The sequence below is a fragment of the Sporomusa sp. 246TCP1 genome, from assembly GCF_057319775.1.
Genome location: NZ_CM170492.1, coordinates 3,207,501 through 3,226,617 on the forward strand (window position 1 = coordinate 3,207,501; position 19,117 = coordinate 3,226,617).

A 19,117-nucleotide genomic window follows, 5' to 3' on the forward strand; every position below is an offset into this window, starting at 1 on the left:
CGGTCGCCAAGGAGTATTTTGCCTTGGAGGGTGGTCCCCCTGCTTCCCACAGGGTTCCTCGTGTCCCGTGGTACTCTGGATTCTGACCCTCAAACTCTGCTTTTCGCTTACAGGGCTGTTACCTTCTGTGGCCTACCTTTCCAGGTAGTTCGACTAAGCCTGGTTTGATTGTTGTCAGTCCTCAACCCCAAATCACCGAAGTGATTTGGTTTGGGCTCTTCCCCGTTCGCTCGCCGCTACTTAGGGAATCTCAATTGATTACTTTTCCTCCGGGTACTTAGATGTTTCAGTTCCCCGGGTGCCCTCCTAACTTAGTTAGGTGACGGTGCATTACCACCGCCGGGTTCCCCCATTCGGAAATCCAGGAGTCAAAGCTTGCTTGCAGCTCTTCCTGGCATATCGGAGCTTACCCCGTCCTTCGTCGGCTCTTGGCGCCTAGGCATCCGCCGTATGCCCTTAATAACTTGACTTATTTTAGTCTTGTTGCTAATACATTGTCGACTGTCTATCGCACATCATCTGCGTTGTTGTCAGTCCGGGCGCTCTCTTCGACGTACTTCCAGTACGACTCCGTTCGCGTCCTCCTTCCGCCTAGCATCTGATGCACGCTAGCCAGTCTCTCGGCTACATTTTACTGTGCCGATGGTTTAGCTTACGTTTTGCCTTCAGTTCGTCCTAATTGCGCTTCGTTAAGTTACTTCACATATTTGCATATGAGAGGTAATTTTACTTTGCTTTCTTCTGTGCAGTTTTCAAGGAACAGCGGAACATCTATATTATCAGAACTACTTGCGTATCTCAACAAGTAAGTTCTGGCAACTTTCGTTCCAAAACCAGCAACTTCCTAATCTCCCAGGCCGTTTCCAACCAAGTACCTTCGGCGTTTGTGGGCTTAACTACTGTGTTCGGTATGCGGAACAGGTCACACGTCTTACCGCCGCTAAGTATATATACTACCTCACGGCTTTGACGAAGACTCTCTTTACACTACAGAACACACAGTGTAACATTCAAAGGTACATGAGTACCTTCCTTCCCACAGCTATCGTCACTGGATATTTTGTTTTCAGGAATATCTATGTTATCATAGCTTACTGTATATTTCAACAAGTAAGTTTTGGTAACTTGCATTCCCTCAAAACTAAACAATGTAAGAGTGTTCATCTGCCAAGATGTACCGACCTAGAAGTTAGTTCAGTTGTTACGCTGAACGGTTCTCCCTAGAAAGGAGGTGATCCAGCCGCACCTTCCGATACGGCTACCTTGTTACGACTTCACCCCAATCATCGGCCCCACCTTAGACGGCTAGTTCCATTGCTGGTTACCCCACCGGCTTCGGGTGTTGTCAACTTTCGTGGTGTGACGGGCGGTGTGTACAAGGCCCGGGAACGTATTCACCGCAGTATGCTGACCTGCGATTACTAGCGATTCCGACTTCACGGAGGCGAGTTGCAGCCTCCGATCCGAACTGAGAGCTTGTTTATGCGTTTGGCTTACCCTCGCGGGCTTGCTTCGCTTTGTTTAAGCCCATTGTAGTACGTGTGTAGCCCAGGACATAAGGGGCATGATGACTTGACGTCATCCCCGCCTTCCTCCGCATTGTCTGCGGCAGTCTCCCTTGAGTTCCCGCCTTTACGCGCTGGCAACAAAGGATAAGGGTTGCGCTCGTTGCGGGACTTAACCCAACATCTCACGACACGAGCTGACGACAGCCATGCACCACCTGTTTTCGTGTATCCCGAAGGATAGGAACTAATCTCTTAGCTTTTCACTCAATGTCAAGTCCTGGTAAGGTTCTTCGCGTTGCGTCGAATTAAACCACATACTCCACCGCTTGTGCGGGCCCCCGTCAATTCCTTTGAGTTTCAACCTTGCGGTAGTACTCCCCAGGCGGGGTACTTATTGCGTTAGCTTGCGGCACAGAAGGGGTCGATACCCTCTACACCTAGTACCCATCGTTTACGGCCAGGACTACCGGGGTATCTAATCCCGTTCGCTCCCCTGGCTTTCGCGCCTCAGTGTCAGACACAGTCCAGAAAGTCGCCTTCGCCACTGGTGTTCCTCCCAATATCTACGCATTTCACCGCTACACTGGGAATTCCACTTTCCTCTCCTGCACTCAAGATCTCCAGTTTCCTGCGCCTATACGGGGTTGAGCCCCGCACTTAGACACACGACTTAAACATCCACCTACACGCCCTTTACGCCCAATAATTCCGGACAACGCTTGCCACCTACGTATTACCGCGGCTGCTGGCACGTAGTTAGCCGTGGCTTCCTCCTTTGGTACCGTCATTGCTCTACATTATTCACATAAAACACGTTCGTCCCAAACGACAGAGCTTTACAATCCGAAGACCTTCTTCACTCACGCGGCGTTGCTCCGTCAGACTTTCGTCCATTGCGGAAGATTCCCCACTGCTGCCTCCCGTAGGAGTCTGGGCCGTGTCTCAGTCCCAGTGTGGCCGTTCATCCTCTCAGACCGGCTACTGATCGAAGCCTTGGTGAGCCGTTACCTCACCAACTAGCTAATCAGACGCAGACCCATCTCTAAGCGGTAGCATATTCAGAGGCCACCTTTCTTATCCTAGTCATGCGACTAAGATACCACATTCGGTATTAGCACCACTTTCGCGGTGTTGTCCCCAATTTAGAGGCAGGTTGTCTACGCGTTACTCACCCGTTCGCCACTAGGAGTTATAAATAACTCCCCGTTCGACTTGCATGTGTTAGGCACGCCGCCAGCGTTCGTCCTGAGCCAGGATCAAACTCTCCATAAAGGATTATATGAAAAGCCAATTGGCTCTTTAAAGCTATTAAAATTGTTTTTTGTTTTGTATGTCGCAAGCGACATACAACCGCACATCTGGCTTTTTTGATGCATTACTTACATTGTTCAGTTTTCAGGGAACGTTTTGCTACTTGTTTCAGACAGAATATCATAATAGCATTTTTATTTATGTCAATACTATTATGTATTTGGAATTAAACTTGGTTCTCTGCTTCCAAATGGTGCGGTAGAATGGATTTGAACCATCACGAGGTTGCCCCCACCAGCCCCTCAAGCTGGCGCGTCTGCCGTTCCGCCACTACCGCGTATATTATAAAGTTGGTGCGGCCGAGTGGATTTGAACCACCACGAGGTTGCCCCCACTAGCTCCTGAGGCTAGCGCGTCTGCCGTTCCGCCACGGCCGCATTATTGGTGGATCTACTAGGATTTGAACCTAGGACCAGTCGGTTATGAGCCGAATGCTCTACCAAGCTGAGCTATAGATCCGTAAATGGTGGAGGGAGGTGGATTCGAACCACCGAAGTCGAAGACGGCAGATTTACAGTCTGCTCCCTTTAGCCACTCGGGAATCCCTCCGGATGGAGCTGGCGAGAGGAATTGAACCCCCAACCTGCTGATTACAAGTCAGCTGCTCTACCAATTGAGCTACGCCAGCGCATAATAAATGGCGACCCCGGCAGGATTCGAACCTGCGACCTTTTGATTCGTAGTCAAACGCTCTATCCAGCTGAGCTACGGAGTCATATATTCAACCGTCGACTTTAGACCTTCGATTTTCGACTAAAATAATCGAAAGTCGTATATCGAACAGCTAATATCAAGAATGGCGACCCTGAACGGATTTGAACCGTCGATCTCCGCCGTGACAGGGCGGCATGTTAGACCGCTACACCACAGGGCCGCAATATTCGATTTTCGACTTTAGATCTTCGATGTTCGATTTTATCAAAATATCGAACGTCTAGCATCGAATATCGAGAATGGTGGGCGATGACGGGATCGAACCGCCGACATCCTGCTTGTAAGGCAGGCGCTCTCCCAGCTGAGCTAATCGCCCAATAAATAGATTGGTGACCCGTGGGGGAATCGAACCCCCGTTATCGCCGTGAAAGGGCGGTGTCTTAACCGCTTGACCAACGGGCCAAAAAATTGGATGGCGGAGTGGGTGGGATTTGAACCCACGCAGGCCTCACGACCTCTAACGATTTAGCAAACCGTCCTCTTCAGCCACTTGAGTACCACTCCAAATTGGCTCCTCGAGTAGGACTCGAACTAGCGACAAATCGGTCAACAGCCGAGTTACGACAGTTGATAGCACCCCATCTGCGTTGTTGTCAGTCCGGGCGCTCCCTCCGACGTACTTCCCAGTACGACTACGGTCACGTCCTCCTTCCGCCTAGCATATGGAATACTCTGAACTGTCTGAGCCTTATGCTGAGTTAATTGGCTCCTCGAGTAGGACTCGAACCTACGACAAATCGGTTAACAGCCGATTGCTCTACCAACTGAGCTATCGAGGAATATAGTGTTTGCTCAAGGAATTATATCTTATCATATCTACTTGTTATTTTCAACATGTATTTTTTTGTAAGATGGCTTATTCCTTGAAAACTTCACAGAAGAAAGACTGCACATTAGGATTTACAATGTTTGCACTTCATGCAAACGAGGTTATTAAGTCAAGTCCTCGGCCTATTAGTACCAGTCAGCTGCATGGATTACTCCACTTCCACATCTGGCCTATCTACCTTGTAATCTACAAGGGGCCTTACTTCTTTCGAATGACAGACCTCATCTTAAGGCTGGTTTCACGCTTAGATGCTTTCAGCGTTTATCCTTTCCGAACGTAGCTACCCAGCTCTACTCCTGGCGGAATAACTGGTACACCATTGGTTCGTCCACTCCGGTCCTCTCGTACTAGGAGCAGTTCCCTTCAAGTCTCTTACGCCCGCGATGGATAGGGACCGAACTGTCTCACGACGTTCTGAACCCAGCTCACGTACCACTTTAATGGGCGAACAGCCCAACCCTTGGGACCTACTTCAGCCCCAGGATGTGATGAGCCGACATCGAGGTGCCAAACCTCCCCGTCGATATGGACTCTTGGGAGAGATTAGCCTGTTATCCCCAGGGTAGCTTTTATCCGTTGAGCGATGGCCCTTCCACTCGGTACCACCGGATCACTAAGCCCGACTTTCGTCCCTGCTCGACTTGTCTGTCTTGCAGTCAAGCTCCCTTCTGCCTTTACACTCTTCGCGCGATTTCCATCCGCGCTGAGGGAACCTTTGGGCGCCTCCGTTACTCTTTCGGAGGCGACCGCCCCAGTCAAACTGCCCGCCTGACACTGTCCTCAGCGTCGTTACTTCTTGAGTTAGAATTCCAGTAAATAAAGGGTGGTATCCCAACATTGACTCCATCAAGACTAGCGTCCTAATTTCTAAGTCTCCCACCTATCCTGTACATCATTTACCAAAACTCAATGTCAGGTTGCAGTAAAGCTCCATGGGGTCTTTCTGTCCAGTCGCGGGTAACCTGCATCTTCACAGGTATTTCAATTTCACCGGGTCCCTCGTTGAGACAGTGCCCAAGTCGTTACACCTTTCGTGCGGGTCGGAACTTACCCGACAAGGAATTTCGCTACCTTAGGACCGTTATAGTTACTACCGCCGTTTACCGGGGCTTCAATTCACAGCTTCGACTTGCGCCTAACCGCTCCTCTTAACCTTCCGGCACCGGGCAGGTGTCAGCACCTATACGTCAGCTTTCGCTTTAGCAGGCACCTGTGTTTGTGGTAAACAGTCGCTTGGGCCTCTTTTTTGCAACTCATTTTCGCTTCGATCGTTTCGAATCTACACGATATATAAGCTCCCCTTTTCCCGAAGTTACGGGGACATTTTGCCGAGTTCCTTAACGAGGGTTCTCCCGCGCACCTTAGGATTCTCTCCCCGCCTACCTGTGTCGGTTTACGGTACGGGCACCTATTATCTCACTAGAAGCTTTTCTTGACAGTGTGGGATCAATCAATTCACCGTTATTGCTAACAGCTACCCATTACTTCTCAGGTTCCAGCAGAGCGGATTTGCCTACTCTGCACCCTACAAGCTTAGACGCGAATTTCCATCCTCGCGCTCATTTACCCTACTGTGTCACTCCATCGCTCAAACGACTTTAGGTGGTACTGGATTTTTAACCAGTTGTCCATCGCCTACGCATCTACGCCTCGGCTTAGGTCCCGACTTACTCTGAGCGGACGATCCTTCCTCAGAAATCCTTAGGCTTTCGGTGGACAAGATTCTCACTTGTCTTTTCGCTACTCATACCGGCATTCTCACTTCTTATCAGTCCACAACTCCTTACGGTATTGCTTCACTCCAATAAGAACGCTCCCCTACCCATGTCGTTTGACATGCCATAGCTTCGGTTCCGTGCTTTAGCCCCGGACATCTTCGGCGCACAATCTCTCGACCAGTGAGCTATTACGCACTCTTTAAATGGTGGCTGCTTCTAAGCCAACATCCTGGTTGTTTCGGAAATTCCACATCCTTTGCCACTTAGCACGGCATTGGGGACCTTAGCTGATGGTCTGGGCTGTTTCCCTTTTGACTACGGATCTTATCACTCGCAGTCTGACTCCCAGGTTAAAGTATATCCATTCGTAGTTTGACAAGGTTCAGTAATCTATAAGACCCCTAGCCCTATCAGTGCTCTACCGTCTATACTCATTACCTGAGGCTAGCCCTAAAGCTATTTCGGGGAGAACCAGCTATCTCCGCGTTCGATTGGCATTTCACCCCTATCCACAACTCATCCCAAAGCTTTTCAACGCTCACGGGTTCGGTCCTCCACGCATTTTTACCTGCGCTTCAACCTGGCCATGGATAGATCACTGCGGTTTCGGGTCTACAATAACTAACTTTCGCCCTATTTAGACTCGCTTTCGCTTCGGCTCCGTGTTTCCCACTTAACCTCGCTAGTTACTGTAACTCGCCGGTTCATTCTTCAATAGGCACGCCGTTGACCACATAAGGGTCTTCGACTGCTTGTAGACATACGGTTTCAGGTTCTCTTTCACTCCCCTCCCGGGGTGCTTTTCACCTTTCCCTCACGGTACTATGCGCTATCGGTCGCCAAGGAGTATTTTGCCTTGGAGGGTGGTCCCCCTGCTTCCCACAGGGTTCCTCGTGTCCCGTGGTACTCTGGATTCTGACCCTCAGATGCAATCTTTCGTTTACAGGGCTGTTACCTTCTGTGGCCTACCTTTCCAGGTAGTTCAACTAGATATTTTCTGATTTCTGTCAGTCCTCAACCCCAAAGAGCAAAGCTCTCTGGTTTGGGCTCTTCCCCGTTCGCTCGCCGCTACTTAGGGAATCTCAATTGATTACTTTTCCTCCGGGTACTTAGATGTTTCAGTTCCCCGGGTGCCCTCCTAACCTAAGTTAGGTGACGGTGCATTACCACCGCCGGGTTCCCCCATTCGGAAATCCAGGAGTCAAAGCTTGCTTGCAGCTCTTCCTGGCATATCGGAGCTTACCCCGTCCTTCGTCGGCTCTTGGCGCCTAGGCATCCGCCGTATGCCCTTAGTAACTTGACTTATTTAGTCTTGTTGTTACATACTTTGTCGACTGTCTATAAACGGCCATCTGCGTTGTTGCTACTGTGCTCCGGTGCTCAACGTACAACTTGTACGCCTCCGCTCCGGTGCTCGCTGCGCCTAGCATCTGTCCATTTCTAGCCAGTCTCTCGGCTATATTTTACTATGCCGAAAGTTTTGCCTTCAGTTCGTCCTAATTGCGCTTCGTTAAGTTTGCTCTTCATATTTGCATATGAGGCATTCTTTACTTTTGCTTTCTTCTGTGCAGTTTTCAAGGAACACTACTCGACTTTCGATTTGCGACTTTGGACTTTCGATGGTTTATCGAAGGTCATACGTCTATCGTCGACTGTCGAGACGAACCAGCAACTTCCTAATCTCCCAGGCCGTTTCCAACCAGGCTCTACTTATTGACAGTTGATTTAGAATATAGCTGCAGTCACCTTTAACAGTAGAATTTGCTTAACTACTGTGTTCGGTATGCGGAACAGGTCACACGTCTTACCGCCGCTAAGTATATATACTACCTCACGGCTTTGACGAAGACTCTCTTTACACTACAGAACACACAGTGTAACATTCAAAGGTACGTGAGTACCTTCCTTCCCACAGCTATCGTCACTGGATATTTTGTTTTCAGGAATATCTATGTTATCATAGTCACTTGTGTATTTCAACAAGTAAGTTTTGGTAACTTGCATTCCCTCAAAACTAAACAATGTAAGATTTGTCATCTGCCAAGATGTACCGACCTAGAAGTTAGTTCAGTTGTTACGCTGAACGGTTCTCCCTAGAAAGGAGGTGATCCAGCCGCACCTTCCGATACGGCTACCTTGTTACGACTTCACCCCAATCATCGGCCCCACCTTAGACGGCTAGTTCCATTGCTGGTTACCCCACCGGCTTCGGGTGTTGTCAACTTTCGTGGTGTGACGGGCGGTGTGTACAAGGCCCGGGAACGTATTCACCGCAGTATGCTGACCTGCGATTACTAGCGATTCCGACTTCACGGAGGCGAGTTGCAGCCTCCGATCCGAACTGAGAGCTTGTTTATGCGTTTGGCTTACCCTCGCGGGCTTGCTTCGCTTTGTTTAAGCCCATTGTAGTACGTGTGTAGCCCAGGACATAAGGGGCATGATGACTTGACGTCATCCCCGCCTTCCTCCGCATTGTCTGCGGCAGTCTCCCTTGAGTTCCCGCCTTTACGCGCTGGCAACAAAGGATAAGGGTTGCGCTCGTTGCGGGACTTAACCCAACATCTCACGACACGAGCTGACGACAGCCATGCACCACCTGTTTTCGTGTATCCCGAAGGATAGGTTCTAATCTCTTAGCTTTTCACTCAATGTCAAGTCCTGGTAAGGTTCTTCGCGTTGCGTCGAATTAAACCACATACTCCACCGCTTGTGCGGGCCCCCGTCAATTCCTTTGAGTTTCAACCTTGCGGTACCGTACTCCCCAGGCGGGGTACTTATTGCGTTAGCTTGCGGCACAGAAGGGGTCGATACCCTCTACACCTAGTACCCATCGTTTACGGCCAGGACTACCGGGGTATCTAATCCCGTTCGCTCCCCTGGCTTTCGCGCCTCAGTGTCAGACACAGTCCAGAAAGTCGCCTTCGCCACTGGTGTTCCTCCCAATATCTACGCATTTCACCGCTACACTGGGAATTCCACTTTCCTCTCCTGCACTCAAGATTTCCAGTTTCCTGCGCCTATACGGGGTTGAGCCCCGCACTTAGACACACGACTTAAAAATCCACCTACACGCCCTTTACGCCCAATAATTCCGGACAACGCTTGCCACCTACGTATTACCGCGGCTGCTGGCACGTAGTTAGCCGTGGCTTCCTCCTTTGGTACCGTCATTGCTCTACATTATTCACATAGAACACGTTCGTCCCAAACGACAGAGCTTTACAATCCGAAGACCTTCTTCACTCACGCGGCGTTGCTCCGTCAGACTTTCGTCCATTGCGGAAGATTCCCCACTGCTGCCTCCCGTAGGAGTCTGGGCCGTGTCTCAGTCCCAGTGTGGCCGTTCATCCTCTCAGACCGGCTACTGATCGAAGCCTTGGTAAGCCGTTACCTCACCAACTAGCTAATCAGACGCAGACCCATCTCTAAGCGGTAGCATATTCAGAGGCCACCTTTCTTATCTCAGTCATGCGACTAAGATACCACATTCGGTATTAGCACCACTTTCGCGGTGTTGTCCCCAATTTAGAGGCAGGTTGTCTACGCGTTACTCACCCGTTCGCCACTAGGAGTTATAAATAACTCCCCGTTCGACTTGCATGTGTTAGGCACGCCGCCAGCGTTCGTCCTGAGCCAGGATCAAACTCTCCATAAAAATCTGCCGCCTATGAGCTTACAAACTTAAATACCATTGACTATCTTAATTAAAGTAGACAAACTACATTAACAGACGCACCAGGCACAAGTTCAAAGTCACAGAGTGACTACATTATATGAAGCCATTTGTTGGCTCTATAAATCAAATAAGAAATTGTTTAAAGTGCTTATTAAGCACTGCACATCTGGCTTTTTTGATGCTTTACTTACATTGTTCAGTTTTCAGGGAACGACGCACATGAATGCGCTAGTTACAGACGTATCATATAAAACATAAATTTGCCCGAACATTTCGTCTGTTTGTGACGGAATTTCATTCTAGCATTTATCTTTCGTTATGTCAATAAATTTATTCATGCCAATTATTTCCGTCGCTCACAGCGACTCTTATAGAATATCATTTTGCTTGTATCATGTCAACTGAAATTTTTGGATAATTTGGTGTGGAACTTGAAATTATGCAAAACACCTCTAACTTACTTACAAAAGGAAATGGTCTAACCTCCTGTACGAAGGTTTAGACCATTTTGTCATTTTTTTACTTTTCAAAGAATCAAACAGCTATCTTTAACAGCAGTAAAACAAAAAGCGAAGTAACCAACGTTATAATCAATGAAAATATGAAAGCGGTGCGAATAATCTGGTTTTCCTGTCCTAACTTATCAATCGAAGCTGCCGCATTTTGTAGTTTGGCTGGAGATATCACACTTGCCAGACCACCCCCAAAAGCCAGCCCGGCAGTAATAATAATTGACCCTAATAAAGTCATATCAAGGTTCTTCGCTGTTGTCAGCGTATATTTGGCAAACATAGCAATAGTTGATGCCTCACTGCCAGTAATAAATCCGCCGAACAACCCAATAAACGCTACGATAGCCCCGTATGTATCATGAAAATAGATAGCGGAGTAATCTGCCAGCACTTTCACCATACTAGCTGTTTCAAACTGTCCTGTGGCCATACTGTAGCCAGACATATTCATGATTTCACCTATGGAAAAAAATATAGCCGCGGAAAAGACCGGTCTTGGAGCCCGTTTCCACCAGATAGTCAGAGTCTTTTTGATCTGTTGACTCGTGGGGCGAATAAATGGTATTGACATAATAGTACTGATCAGTATCCATGTATATGCATTCCACAACGCTCTCGTGTCAATTGCACTACCATTAGCCGTTATACCAGTAATCGGTAACTTTAGCGTTCTATATAAGAAATTAAAGATATCTTTTGGTATGTTTAAAATTAGAATAAGAACGATCAATAAAATCCAGGGAGTTAGCGCTCGCCACAAAGAATATTGACGCTCATACGCAATCTCCTCGGCAGTTAGTTTACTCTTATCAATTACATTTTTACCTGATAAAATCAGCAGCATTACCATGGCTATAATGACAGCAATGCCACATAACACCCCTGTAAGCACGACTAAATTATCATATTTATTAGTGAAATACGATACAATGCCAATGATCGTTCCTGTAATCAAGCAAGGAATTAAACCTTCTTTGATTCCTCTCCATTGGCCTACAATCCAGAGCATACACAGTCCTATTAAGGTAGAAACTACTGGCAAAAACATGTAAAAAGCCATTCCCGCCTGTGCCAAACTAATCTCGTTTCCTTTACCAAAAAAACTGTTGGCTACATCGACAAACACAACAATTGGGGCACCTAAGAGCGCATAGGTACACAAAGAGTCATACCCTATTGCAGGCAAAGCAATAGCAACTGTAGTCGAGTAACCCATAGCCAAAAGTATCGGTGGCAAAAGCGAAACCGGAGTTGCACCAACTGATACCATTAAGGTACCGAATCCAATATTAATCAGCATAATTTGAATTCCCCGGTTTTCACTGGCTATTGTTTTGATAAAAATGATAATTCGCTTAAGCGCCCCTGTTTGTTCCATAAAAGCCATCTGTAACAAGGAAGTCGCTACAATAAGCGAAACAGCAAATGATCTAATAAAACCTGCAACTGTCGAACGCAGTATTACTTCAATACTCGTCTGAAATACAAAATAAGCAACTACTGAAATCGCTAACCATCCTACAATGCCACTTACATCTGCTGCCTGTTTCCAAATGATCAACATAGCCAAAATAACAACAATTGGCAACAGAGTGAATACTAAGGTCTCCATTTTAATCCCCTTCCTACTTTTGCTAACATCCTAGCAACTTTCTGTAAAAATCCCTCCTAAAATGAAATATATGAAAGACCTGGCTTGTGTCAAGTCCTTTAGGACGCCGGCAAAAGCCTTAGTCGTTCAATCCAGGGAAAGTTAACCTTTCCCTGGATAATAAAAAACTCCCGTCCCTTAATTTAAAATAAGGGACGGGAGTTTATTTCCCGCGATACCACCCTTGTAGAGTCGTTAAACCGGATTGGTTATTGACTCCTCCTCTGCAGAGTACGGGCTAAGCACTAAGCTTACCGATACCCTCTTCACAATAACGGCGGAAGTCCCGGCCACGCCTACCAAGTTCAAAACTATAATAGTTGAACCCTTCAGTTAGCAACTCTGAGGTGTACTTCACGATTCAACTCCAGTCCGGGCTTTCACCAACCGCCGGCTCTCTACGCTGTAATTGAAAGCTACTCTCCTCTTCACAGTCTTTAGGATAGCTATGTAATCAATTGTAACACTACTTTTATCTTATGCATATTTCAGTCAAAAGCAGTATATTGAGTATAATATAACAGTACAGATGTATTTTGTCAATATTCTATGTTCTAAAAACTCTCAGAGATTTCTCCCTAAAACGTGTTATGAGGCCTTTTTTCTGCTGGCTTTTCAATCCCCATATAATAATCTAAGCTGTATTTACCTGGGCCAATAAAAGCCGCTCCGAAAAAGCTTATCCCATCCTCCAGCGACTGCGATGCTTTCTGCAAACCTGTACCGCCCATCATCTGACTGGTGAAGGCTACTATCATATTGCTAACAAGTAACAAACAGGCAGGACGATAAAATAGACCCAGCGCAAAAAGCAGCCCACCGCCAAACTCAGCAAAACTGGACATGAATCCCCAAAAAACCGGGGCAAAATCAATCCCAAAAGTCCCCATCGCCTTGCCAAGCCCTGACCATTTTGCAGTTCCACCAATAATCTTAGGCCAACCATGCCACATAAACATTCCACCTAAACCTAGACGGAATAAAAGTAAGGCCAGGTCTCGATATCGAGAAAGTGCTTGCGCAAAATACCGCAATAATTGTTTCAATAAAATCACGTCCTCTAAATTATCGATCAAAACTTAATGATAAAACACCCATACAGGGCCCTTTTGCGATTCTGCTTCCATTAGCTAACTCTATGTTTAAAACTATCGCACTCTGTTTGCGTATGATATTCCACCTTGTCTCCACTAACCTGAATAGTATCTAACCTGCAAAGTTTGTTATCGTTATATGTACAGGTCTCAACTGAGCATTTTAAACAATCACAAGAACCCGAACTTAACACATTGCTGGTCAACTGAGAATAATGGAGCTTGTTCAAATAAGATCCACAGCAAGTATGACATTGCTCGGTAGCTGAATTACCAACTATATCAACACAATTTGCATAACATATACCGGAATTATTATGAGAACAACCAGTAACCGTACAATTTATTTTTGCCATCTTTCCTGCGCCCCCTTTTATTTAAAATATCTGTCAAGCAACCCCTTAAAAGCGCACCCATGCCGTGCTTCGTCCTTACACATTTCATGAACGGTATCATGGATGGCATCTAAATTGTGTTGTTTTGCTAATATAGCCAGTTGTTTTTTGCCATCACAGGCTCCATATTCAGCCTCGACTCTTGCACATAGATTGGCTTTTGTATCGGCTACAACTACCTCGCCCAACAGTTCCGCAAATTTCGCAGCATGCTCGGCTTCCTCAAATGCAATCCGCTTATAGGCTTCTGCCACCTCGGGGTATCCTTGCCGGTCTGCTTGACGTGACATCGCCAGATACATGCCCACTTCAGTACATTCACCCATAAAATTAGCCCTTAAACCTTCTACTATCTCTACCGGAACAGCTTGCATAACCCCAATCCTGTGTTCATCTGCCCATGCCAGCTCTCCTGTCATTTCTTTAAACTTATCTTTGCTGGCTTTACAAACCGGGCATTTCTCCGGAGGCTCTTCTCCTTGATGAACATACCCGCAAATGGTGCACACAAATTTTTTCATTGAATTTCCTCCGTCTTATCCAGAATGAAATCAACCTTTACAAATATAGTATTGGGATTTTTTTTATAACAATACCTTAAACTATTCAAACCGGCATTCATCCTGCGAAGAAAGACTACCTGACTTGACGTAAATCGGACAGGCCTGAACACGGAAAACCTATAAATGCCGACCAAAATAAAAAGCACCCGCCAACGAGCATACTCCCCCTACCGCCAGATAGAGTAGATAACCACAGGTGATGTTTGCCATATTCCGTCCCTCCCTAAGATACAGTCTTTGCGCTAAAAAAGGATTATCCTACCAAATTAAGCGGAACCAATTTTTGTAGCTTTGTGGTACAATAATATCATTACATTCAGGGAGGCAAGCTATGACAGACCTATCGCTGTTAAAAGATCATCTACATACTATTTATTCCGAAAATCCCTTTGTGACATTGCTGCAAATGGAGATTGTTGAATTGGAGGCTGGCAAAGCTACCCTATTCATGCCAATAAAAACCAAACATACTAACTTTTATAATTCCGCACACGGTGGTGCACTGGCTGCCTTAGCCGATACCGCCATGGGGATGGCCTGTACCACTACTGGTAAAAAGGTAGTCACCCTTGATATGAACTTGAATTATATTCGTGATATACCCTGCCAGGAGGCGCTCACTGCTGTTGGATTAGTAATCCATAATGGCAGCAGAACCATTGTTGCAACAACAGATATTTTTAACAATACACATCAGTTAGTTGTTTCTGCCAGAGCCACATTTTTTGTAACAGGTACCTTTTTCTAAAACAAGATGATAATCGTTAAAGCCCCTGCAATCCAAAATGGACTGCAAGGCCTTACGAGTCAACAAGTTTACACGAAATAATCACTAATCCCTCGCGCTACCGCCCGCGCCATATCTCGTTGCCAAGCTGAGTCTGCCAGTTTGGCAGCTTCCTCAGGATTAGAAATGAAGGCCATCTCCAGCAGCACTGCAGGTGCATCCGTATAACGCAATATATAGAAATTTTGTTCCTTGTCCGGATCACCATCATCCCAATCAGCCCTAAGCTGTAGATCTGAAAAACGGGCTGTTACCTGATTTATAATGCAAGTTGCTAAACGGTCCCCATTCGTCTCGCCCAATGTAGTATAAATCTCAGTCCCATTAGCCTGTTCACTGGCAGCTGAATTGCAATGTAGAGACACCACTAAATCAGCACCCCAATTATTAGCCAGTTCACACCTGTACTTCAAACTATCAGTTTCTACCTGTTCTTCCTTAGTTCTAGTCATCAACACCTGATAGCCGGCAGCTACCAGATGTTTTTTCACCTGACTAGCAATGACTAAATTTATTGTCGCCTCCTGCAACCCCGTTTTACCATTAACTGCACCTGGATCAATATTCCCGCCTGCATGACCAGGATCAAGACATATCTTAGCCATTCTTCCCCCCCCTTTTTTTGTCATTCACTACACTATATTCAATGATTAACTATTTTTATCGATAATAATTAAAATATAAAAGACTTTACTTTTCCCTTATGTGATAGTATAATAATAATTGTCCCTATAGGCACAAGGAATATTTCCATTAGTCCTTCTCATTTAGAGAAGCCCAATGAGTAAATCTTCTAAAGTTAAGCCAGGGTAATCTTTATGAGGAGGTCATATAACATGGCCGAAGACAAAACATTAACATGCCGCGATTGCGGCGCTGAGTTCGTATTCTCAGCATCCGAACAAGATTTCTTTGCAGAGAAAGGGTTCACCAATGAACCTGGCCGCTGTCCGGAATGCCGTGCAGCTCGCAAACAACAAAACCGTGGTGGTTTTGGTGGTGGTCGCAACTCCAACTTCCAGCAACGCGAAATGCATGACGTAACCTGCGCAGCTTGTGGTTGCCAAACTCAAGTGCCTTTCCGTCCAAGCAGTGATCGTCCTGTTTATTGCAGAGAGTGCTTTAGCCAACAAAACAACAGACGTTACTAGGATACAACCCCCTCTTGCTCCTGCAAGAGGGTTTCCTTATTTTTATCCTAATAGAAAATAGCAGGATAAGAGTAACATCAAAAAGGCTTGCGACAAAAACTTGTCGCAAGCCTTTTTTGTTTTTTTCTTGGAAGAAACGTTTGATTGTTTACCTAAATTTTTTTCATCAGCAATACTTCGTTGCCTTGCGCATTATAGATTATTTGATCACAAAACATTTTCATCATCATAATTCCCCGGCCTCGCTCTGACAAGCCCAATTGCTCAAACTTATTGTCTACATCCTTTACGCCTAGTGCATTTATCTGTTTAGTGCTAAAACCTGCACCGTTGTCTTTAACTCTTACGACTATTTTGCTGCCTATTCGTTTCAGTTTCACTTGAATACGTTCACTGACGACCAGACCATTGTTAACGGCCTCATTAATCGCTACCTCAAACAGGACAGCGCATGTTGACATATGTTGCGCAAGGAACTCGGCTATTATTCCTTGCGCCTGGTCAAGCTCGGCAGGGTTTTGGATATTGCATATGCTTATTTTTGTATTTTTCTCCACAATTTCGATACAAACAACAGAGTAATCATCCATTCGTTCAGGCTGACGTGCTAATTTTTTAAACCAGTTTACATACTCCCCAAAGTTTTCCTGTCTACTTACTCCAAATATTTCAAGCAGGTCAGAGGCGCCATCACTCATCATGCAATATATTTCTCCCGCCTTAAAAGGCATTACCTTTGTCTGTACTTCGGCCTTATCAAACATTCCCAGATAACCACTAAATACAGGCACAAGTTCACACTCAGCCGGTTGTGCTGCCAAAAAAAAGTGTATCCCGCCAGTGATAACCTTAAGTAAGTAAGAGGTAAAATCAAATTCAAAATACATTAACCCGGCAAATGATTCTTCGTATAAGTACAGCAGCATGCTTCTATTAATTTGCTGGAAAACCTCTTCATCAATCTCCTTATCGCCAAGCAACCGGTCATCTAACAGCATCTTCACTGTAGCCGTCTGGAGTGCGGTAGCCATCCCATGGCCACTCACATCAACAAGGTAACCGCGCAGTTTTTGCTGCTTTTCAAACCACCGATAGTTAATTAGATCCCCACTGACGGTATTATAGGGTAAAAAAATTGGCTTAATTCGCACCTTAGCTCCGCTAAAGGGTTCCGGTAATGAACCCTCCTGCACCCGGGCTGCCAGCTCAAGTTCGCGCTGGGTTTGCTCTTCCCGCTGTCGAAGCTGTTCTTCAATGCATTTCCGGTCGGTAATATCGACAATTGAAATGGCTCGCTGCTTATTGCTGTCTTCACCAGTATGAATGGGATAGGAGCGCAGCAAAGCCCAGCGTATATCACCATCTGCCCGTAAAAACCGGAACTCATCACTTGTGACATCCATAGACCATCTGTTTTGAAAAAAACTATACCGTACTCTCTCACGATCATCCGGATAAATAATCATATCCACTATTGACTGAGGATTATCTAAACAACTCTGGATGGAGCGCCCTGTTATCCGTTCAAATGCAGGACTAATATACAAAAATTTTTCTTCCTCCATAATCATAAGAACATCGTTGATATTTTCTGCAACCCGACGGAACCGTTCTTCACTCTCCCACAGCTTCGCCTCGATTCTTTTCTTTTCAGTCACATCAATTAAAACCACTAAATGAGCCGGTTGCCCCCCTAACGTTATTTTCGCGGCTTTAACAAGTCCATTGCGAATTTCCCCTGATTTCGCAATAAATTCAATGTCATACGCAGTAGGCTGTTCTCCCCTGGCGATGTTTACCATGATTTGTTTAACACATATCCTGGAGGTTTTAGTAAGATATGATTTTATATCACTGCCAATAATTGAACTTCGTTCATAGCCAAATGCTTTCACGCCAACATCATTAATAAATTTGATAATCCCCTTGTGATAAATCAATACAATTTCCGGAGCATTATTAATAATGGCAGAATATCTTTCCTGGCTTTCCTTTAGCTGTCGCTCAAGCCCTTTGCGGGCGGTAATATCCCGGGAAATGCCCAGTAGCCCTGCAATTTTGCCATCATTATCGAAAAACGGACTCTTTAACGTCTCAAACTCAATTACAGTCCCATCAACCAAAACTGCTTTCTCTTCGGATTTTGTCATTTTTCCGGTTGCCAGCACTTCCCAATCATGTTGTAAACAAACTTGCGCTAAATTCGGGTCTCTGATAATATCCAAAACAGTTTTGCCGATAGCTTCTCCCTCTGATACGCCGTACAGCTTTTCAAGTGCAGCCTTATTACAGCCTAACAATATACTATTGACATCTTTATAAAAGATAAAATCTGGTATGGTGTCAATCATGGTTTTAAGAAATTCTTTTTGCCGTTTTAATTCTAATTCAAGATTTTTTCTGCAAGAAATTCTCCTGGCAAAACCAATGGTACCACTAACCTCACCATCCTCCTCCACTACCGGGACAATATATGTATCATACCAGGCATTGCTACCTGTTGTAGTTTCATAAAATTGATCAGCACTTTGCGGTGTTTTTAACTCCATTACCTTGTTTTCTATTTCATGAAATTGCTGCACCATACTTCCCGGAAAAATATCAACATCCCGTTTGCCTATTATTTCAATTCCGTTTTTAATGCCAAATTGCTCAAAAAGCCTGTTAATTATAAGGTATTGTCCGTTCCTGTTTTTCATCCAAGCCAAACTTGGCATATTATCCAGTAATAATTGTATTTGTCCTAACTTTTGAGCTATCACAACATGATCTCTCCCTCAATTAAACTAAGAACATGCAATCTTCGAATAAGTTTGGCTCTAGACTGAATTTCCTTTCTTTCAGCCTAGAGCCTTCTTACCGTTTCTATTAATTTTAATGGCTAGCAAACTACTCCACCTTACTCGATATGTAAAACCTTATCAAGCCTTGTCCGTTTTAATATCTCAGCCGCCATCCCCTGAACACCCTTCAATACAAGCTTACCATTCTTATCCAGAGTACGTTTGTGAACCGTTACTAACACCCCCAAACCAGAGCTATCAATATACTCCAGCCGCGAAAGCTCCATACTAATATCGGTAACGCCACCTTCGATTGCTGCTAGAAGTTCATCCCGGATTATTCCCGCATCATGTGCATATATTTTTCCATCTAAGGATACACTAGCATGATTACCGTTAATTGTAAGCATATGTTTCATTTTTCA

At 45.5% G+C, this 19,117-nt stretch carries 9 protein-coding genes, 11 tRNA genes, 5 rRNA genes and 1 other annotated feature (1 of these 26 running past the window's edge); of the genes, 2 read left to right on the forward strand and 23 right to left on the reverse strand.

Annotated features, from left to right (window positions below; translation table 11 throughout):
- From AC1ECB_RS15245 to AC1ECB_RS15340, 20 genes are all read right to left on the reverse strand, one after another.
- Window positions 1–470, reverse strand: a 23S ribosomal RNA gene (locus AC1ECB_RS15245) (it extends 2,446 nt beyond the left edge of the window).
- Between the two features lie 361 nt (window positions 471–831).
- Window positions 832–942, reverse strand: a 5S ribosomal RNA gene (gene rrf, locus AC1ECB_RS15250).
- A 282-nt stretch (window positions 943–1,224) separates the two neighbouring features.
- A 16S ribosomal RNA gene (locus AC1ECB_RS15255) occupies window positions 1,225–2,780 on the reverse strand.
- Window positions 2,781–3,010: 230 nt separating this feature from the next.
- Window positions 3,011–3,096: transfer RNA gene (locus AC1ECB_RS15260), tRNA-Leu, on the reverse strand.
- A 14-nt stretch (window positions 3,097–3,110) separates the two neighbouring features.
- A tRNA-Leu gene (locus AC1ECB_RS15265) sits at window positions 3,111–3,196 on the reverse strand.
- A gap of 5 nt (window positions 3,197–3,201) precedes the next feature.
- Window positions 3,202–3,278 (reverse strand) — tRNA-Ile (locus tag AC1ECB_RS15270).
- A 5-nt stretch (window positions 3,279–3,283) separates the two neighbouring features.
- Window positions 3,284–3,368: transfer RNA gene (locus AC1ECB_RS15275), tRNA-Tyr, on the reverse strand.
- A 3-nt stretch (window positions 3,369–3,371) separates the two neighbouring features.
- Window positions 3,372–3,447 (reverse strand) — tRNA-Thr (locus AC1ECB_RS15280).
- A 10-nt stretch (window positions 3,448–3,457) separates the two neighbouring features.
- A tRNA-Arg gene (locus tag AC1ECB_RS15285) sits at window positions 3,458–3,534 on the reverse strand.
- Window positions 3,535–3,616: 82 nt separating this feature from the next.
- Window positions 3,617–3,693: transfer RNA gene (locus AC1ECB_RS15290), tRNA-Asp, on the reverse strand.
- Window positions 3,694–3,773: 80 nt separating this feature from the next.
- Window positions 3,774–3,849, reverse strand: a tRNA-Val gene (locus tag AC1ECB_RS15295).
- Between the two features lie 11 nt (window positions 3,850–3,860).
- Window positions 3,861–3,935, reverse strand: a tRNA-Glu gene (locus AC1ECB_RS15300).
- Window positions 3,936–3,946: 11 nt separating this feature from the next.
- Window positions 3,947–4,037 (reverse strand) — tRNA-Ser (locus AC1ECB_RS15305).
- A gap of 199 nt (window positions 4,038–4,236) precedes the next feature.
- Window positions 4,237–4,312, reverse strand: a tRNA-Asn gene (locus tag AC1ECB_RS15310).
- 155 nt (window positions 4,313–4,467) lie between these two features.
- Window positions 4,468–7,383 (reverse strand): 23S ribosomal RNA (locus AC1ECB_RS15315).
- A gap of 794 nt (window positions 7,384–8,177) precedes the next feature.
- Window positions 8,178–9,735, reverse strand: a 16S ribosomal RNA gene (locus AC1ECB_RS15320).
- Together the 16S, 23S and 5S rRNA genes with 11 tRNA genes alongside form the textbook arrangement of a ribosomal RNA operon.
- A gap of 555 nt (window positions 9,736–10,290) precedes the next feature.
- The gene (locus tag AC1ECB_RS15325) at window positions 10,291–11,880 is read right to left on the reverse strand and encodes an L-lactate permease (RefSeq protein ID WP_485664582.1); all 1,590 of its coding nucleotides are present in this window, start codon (window positions 11,878–11,880) and stop codon (window positions 10,291–10,293) included.
- Between the two features lie 187 nt (window positions 11,881–12,067).
- Window positions 12,068–12,360 (reverse strand) — a binding site (T-box leader).
- Window positions 12,361–12,497: 137 nt separating this feature from the next.
- Window positions 12,498–12,995, reverse strand: a complete 498-nt coding sequence (locus tag AC1ECB_RS15330; RefSeq protein WP_485664583.1) for a DoxX family protein — start codon at window positions 12,993–12,995, stop codon at window positions 12,498–12,500.
- 50 nt (window positions 12,996–13,045) lie between these two features.
- Window positions 13,046–13,369 carry a DUF1540 domain-containing protein gene (locus tag AC1ECB_RS15335; RefSeq protein ID WP_485664584.1) on the reverse strand — a complete coding sequence of 108 codons (324 nt, stop codon included), beginning with the start codon at window positions 13,367–13,369 and terminating at the stop codon, window positions 13,046–13,048.
- Window positions 13,370–13,386: 17 nt separating this feature from the next.
- Window positions 13,387–13,929 (reverse strand): NADH peroxidase, encoded by a 543-nt coding sequence (locus tag AC1ECB_RS15340; RefSeq protein ID WP_485664585.1) that lies wholly within the window; start codon window positions 13,927–13,929, stop codon window positions 13,387–13,389.
- A gap of 373 nt (window positions 13,930–14,302) precedes the next feature.
- On the opposite strand from AC1ECB_RS15340, the gene AC1ECB_RS15345 reads away from it, so the two are divergent.
- Window positions 14,303–14,719, forward strand: coding sequence for a PaaI family thioesterase (locus tag AC1ECB_RS15345; protein ID WP_485664586.1), 417 nt, complete (start codon window positions 14,303–14,305; stop codon window positions 14,717–14,719).
- A 68-nt stretch (window positions 14,720–14,787) separates the two neighbouring features.
- On the opposite strand, the gene AC1ECB_RS15350 is transcribed toward AC1ECB_RS15345, so the two are convergent.
- Window positions 14,788–15,363, reverse strand: coding sequence for an N-acetylmuramoyl-L-alanine amidase family protein (locus tag AC1ECB_RS15350; RefSeq protein WP_485664587.1), 576 nt, complete (start codon window positions 15,361–15,363; stop codon window positions 14,788–14,790).
- 231 nt (window positions 15,364–15,594) lie between these two features.
- Between AC1ECB_RS15350 and AC1ECB_RS15355 the strand changes: the two genes are divergently transcribed.
- On the forward strand, window positions 15,595–15,909 hold the full coding sequence (locus AC1ECB_RS15355; RefSeq protein ID WP_021168948.1) for a zinc-ribbon domain containing protein: 315 nt from the start codon (window positions 15,595–15,597) through the stop codon (window positions 15,907–15,909).
- A gap of 152 nt (window positions 15,910–16,061) precedes the next feature.
- Here AC1ECB_RS15355 and AC1ECB_RS15360 read toward each other — a convergent pair whose 3' ends face one another.
- Window positions 16,062–18,671, reverse strand: a complete 2,610-nt coding sequence (locus AC1ECB_RS15360) for a SpoIIE family protein phosphatase (protein WP_485664588.1) — start codon at window positions 18,669–18,671, stop codon at window positions 16,062–16,064.
- Between the two features lie 137 nt (window positions 18,672–18,808).
- Window positions 18,809–19,111: an STAS domain-containing protein gene (locus AC1ECB_RS15365; RefSeq protein ID WP_021168950.1), complete on the reverse strand. Its 303-nt coding sequence runs from the start codon at window positions 19,109–19,111 to the stop codon at window positions 18,809–18,811.
- Window positions 19,112–19,117 lie beyond the last annotated feature (6 nt).

Coding starts and splice junctions, on each gene's coding strand:
- AC1ECB_RS15325 (WP_485664582.1), bottom strand. CDS start 11,880: ATGGAGACCTTAGTATTCACTCTGTTGCCAATTGTTGTTATTTTGGCT.
- AC1ECB_RS15335 (WP_485664584.1), bottom strand. CDS start 13,369: ATGGCAAAAATAAATTGTACGGTTACTGGTTGTTCTCATAATAATTCC.
- AC1ECB_RS15340 (WP_485664585.1), bottom strand. CDS start 13,929: ATGAAAAAATTTGTGTGCACCATTTGCGGGTATGTTCATCAAGGAGAA.
- AC1ECB_RS15345 (WP_485664586.1), top strand. CDS start 14,303: ATGACAGACCTATCGCTGTTAAAAGATCATCTACATACTATTTATTCC.
- AC1ECB_RS15350 (WP_485664587.1), bottom strand. CDS start 15,363: ATGGCTAAGATATGTCTTGATCCTGGTCATGCAGGCGGGAATATTGAT.
- AC1ECB_RS15355 (WP_021168948.1), top strand. CDS start 15,595: ATGGCCGAAGACAAAACATTAACATGCCGCGATTGCGGCGCTGAGTTC.
- AC1ECB_RS15365 (WP_021168950.1), bottom strand. CDS start 19,111: ATGAAACATATGCTTACAATTAACGGTAATCATGCTAGTGTATCCTTA.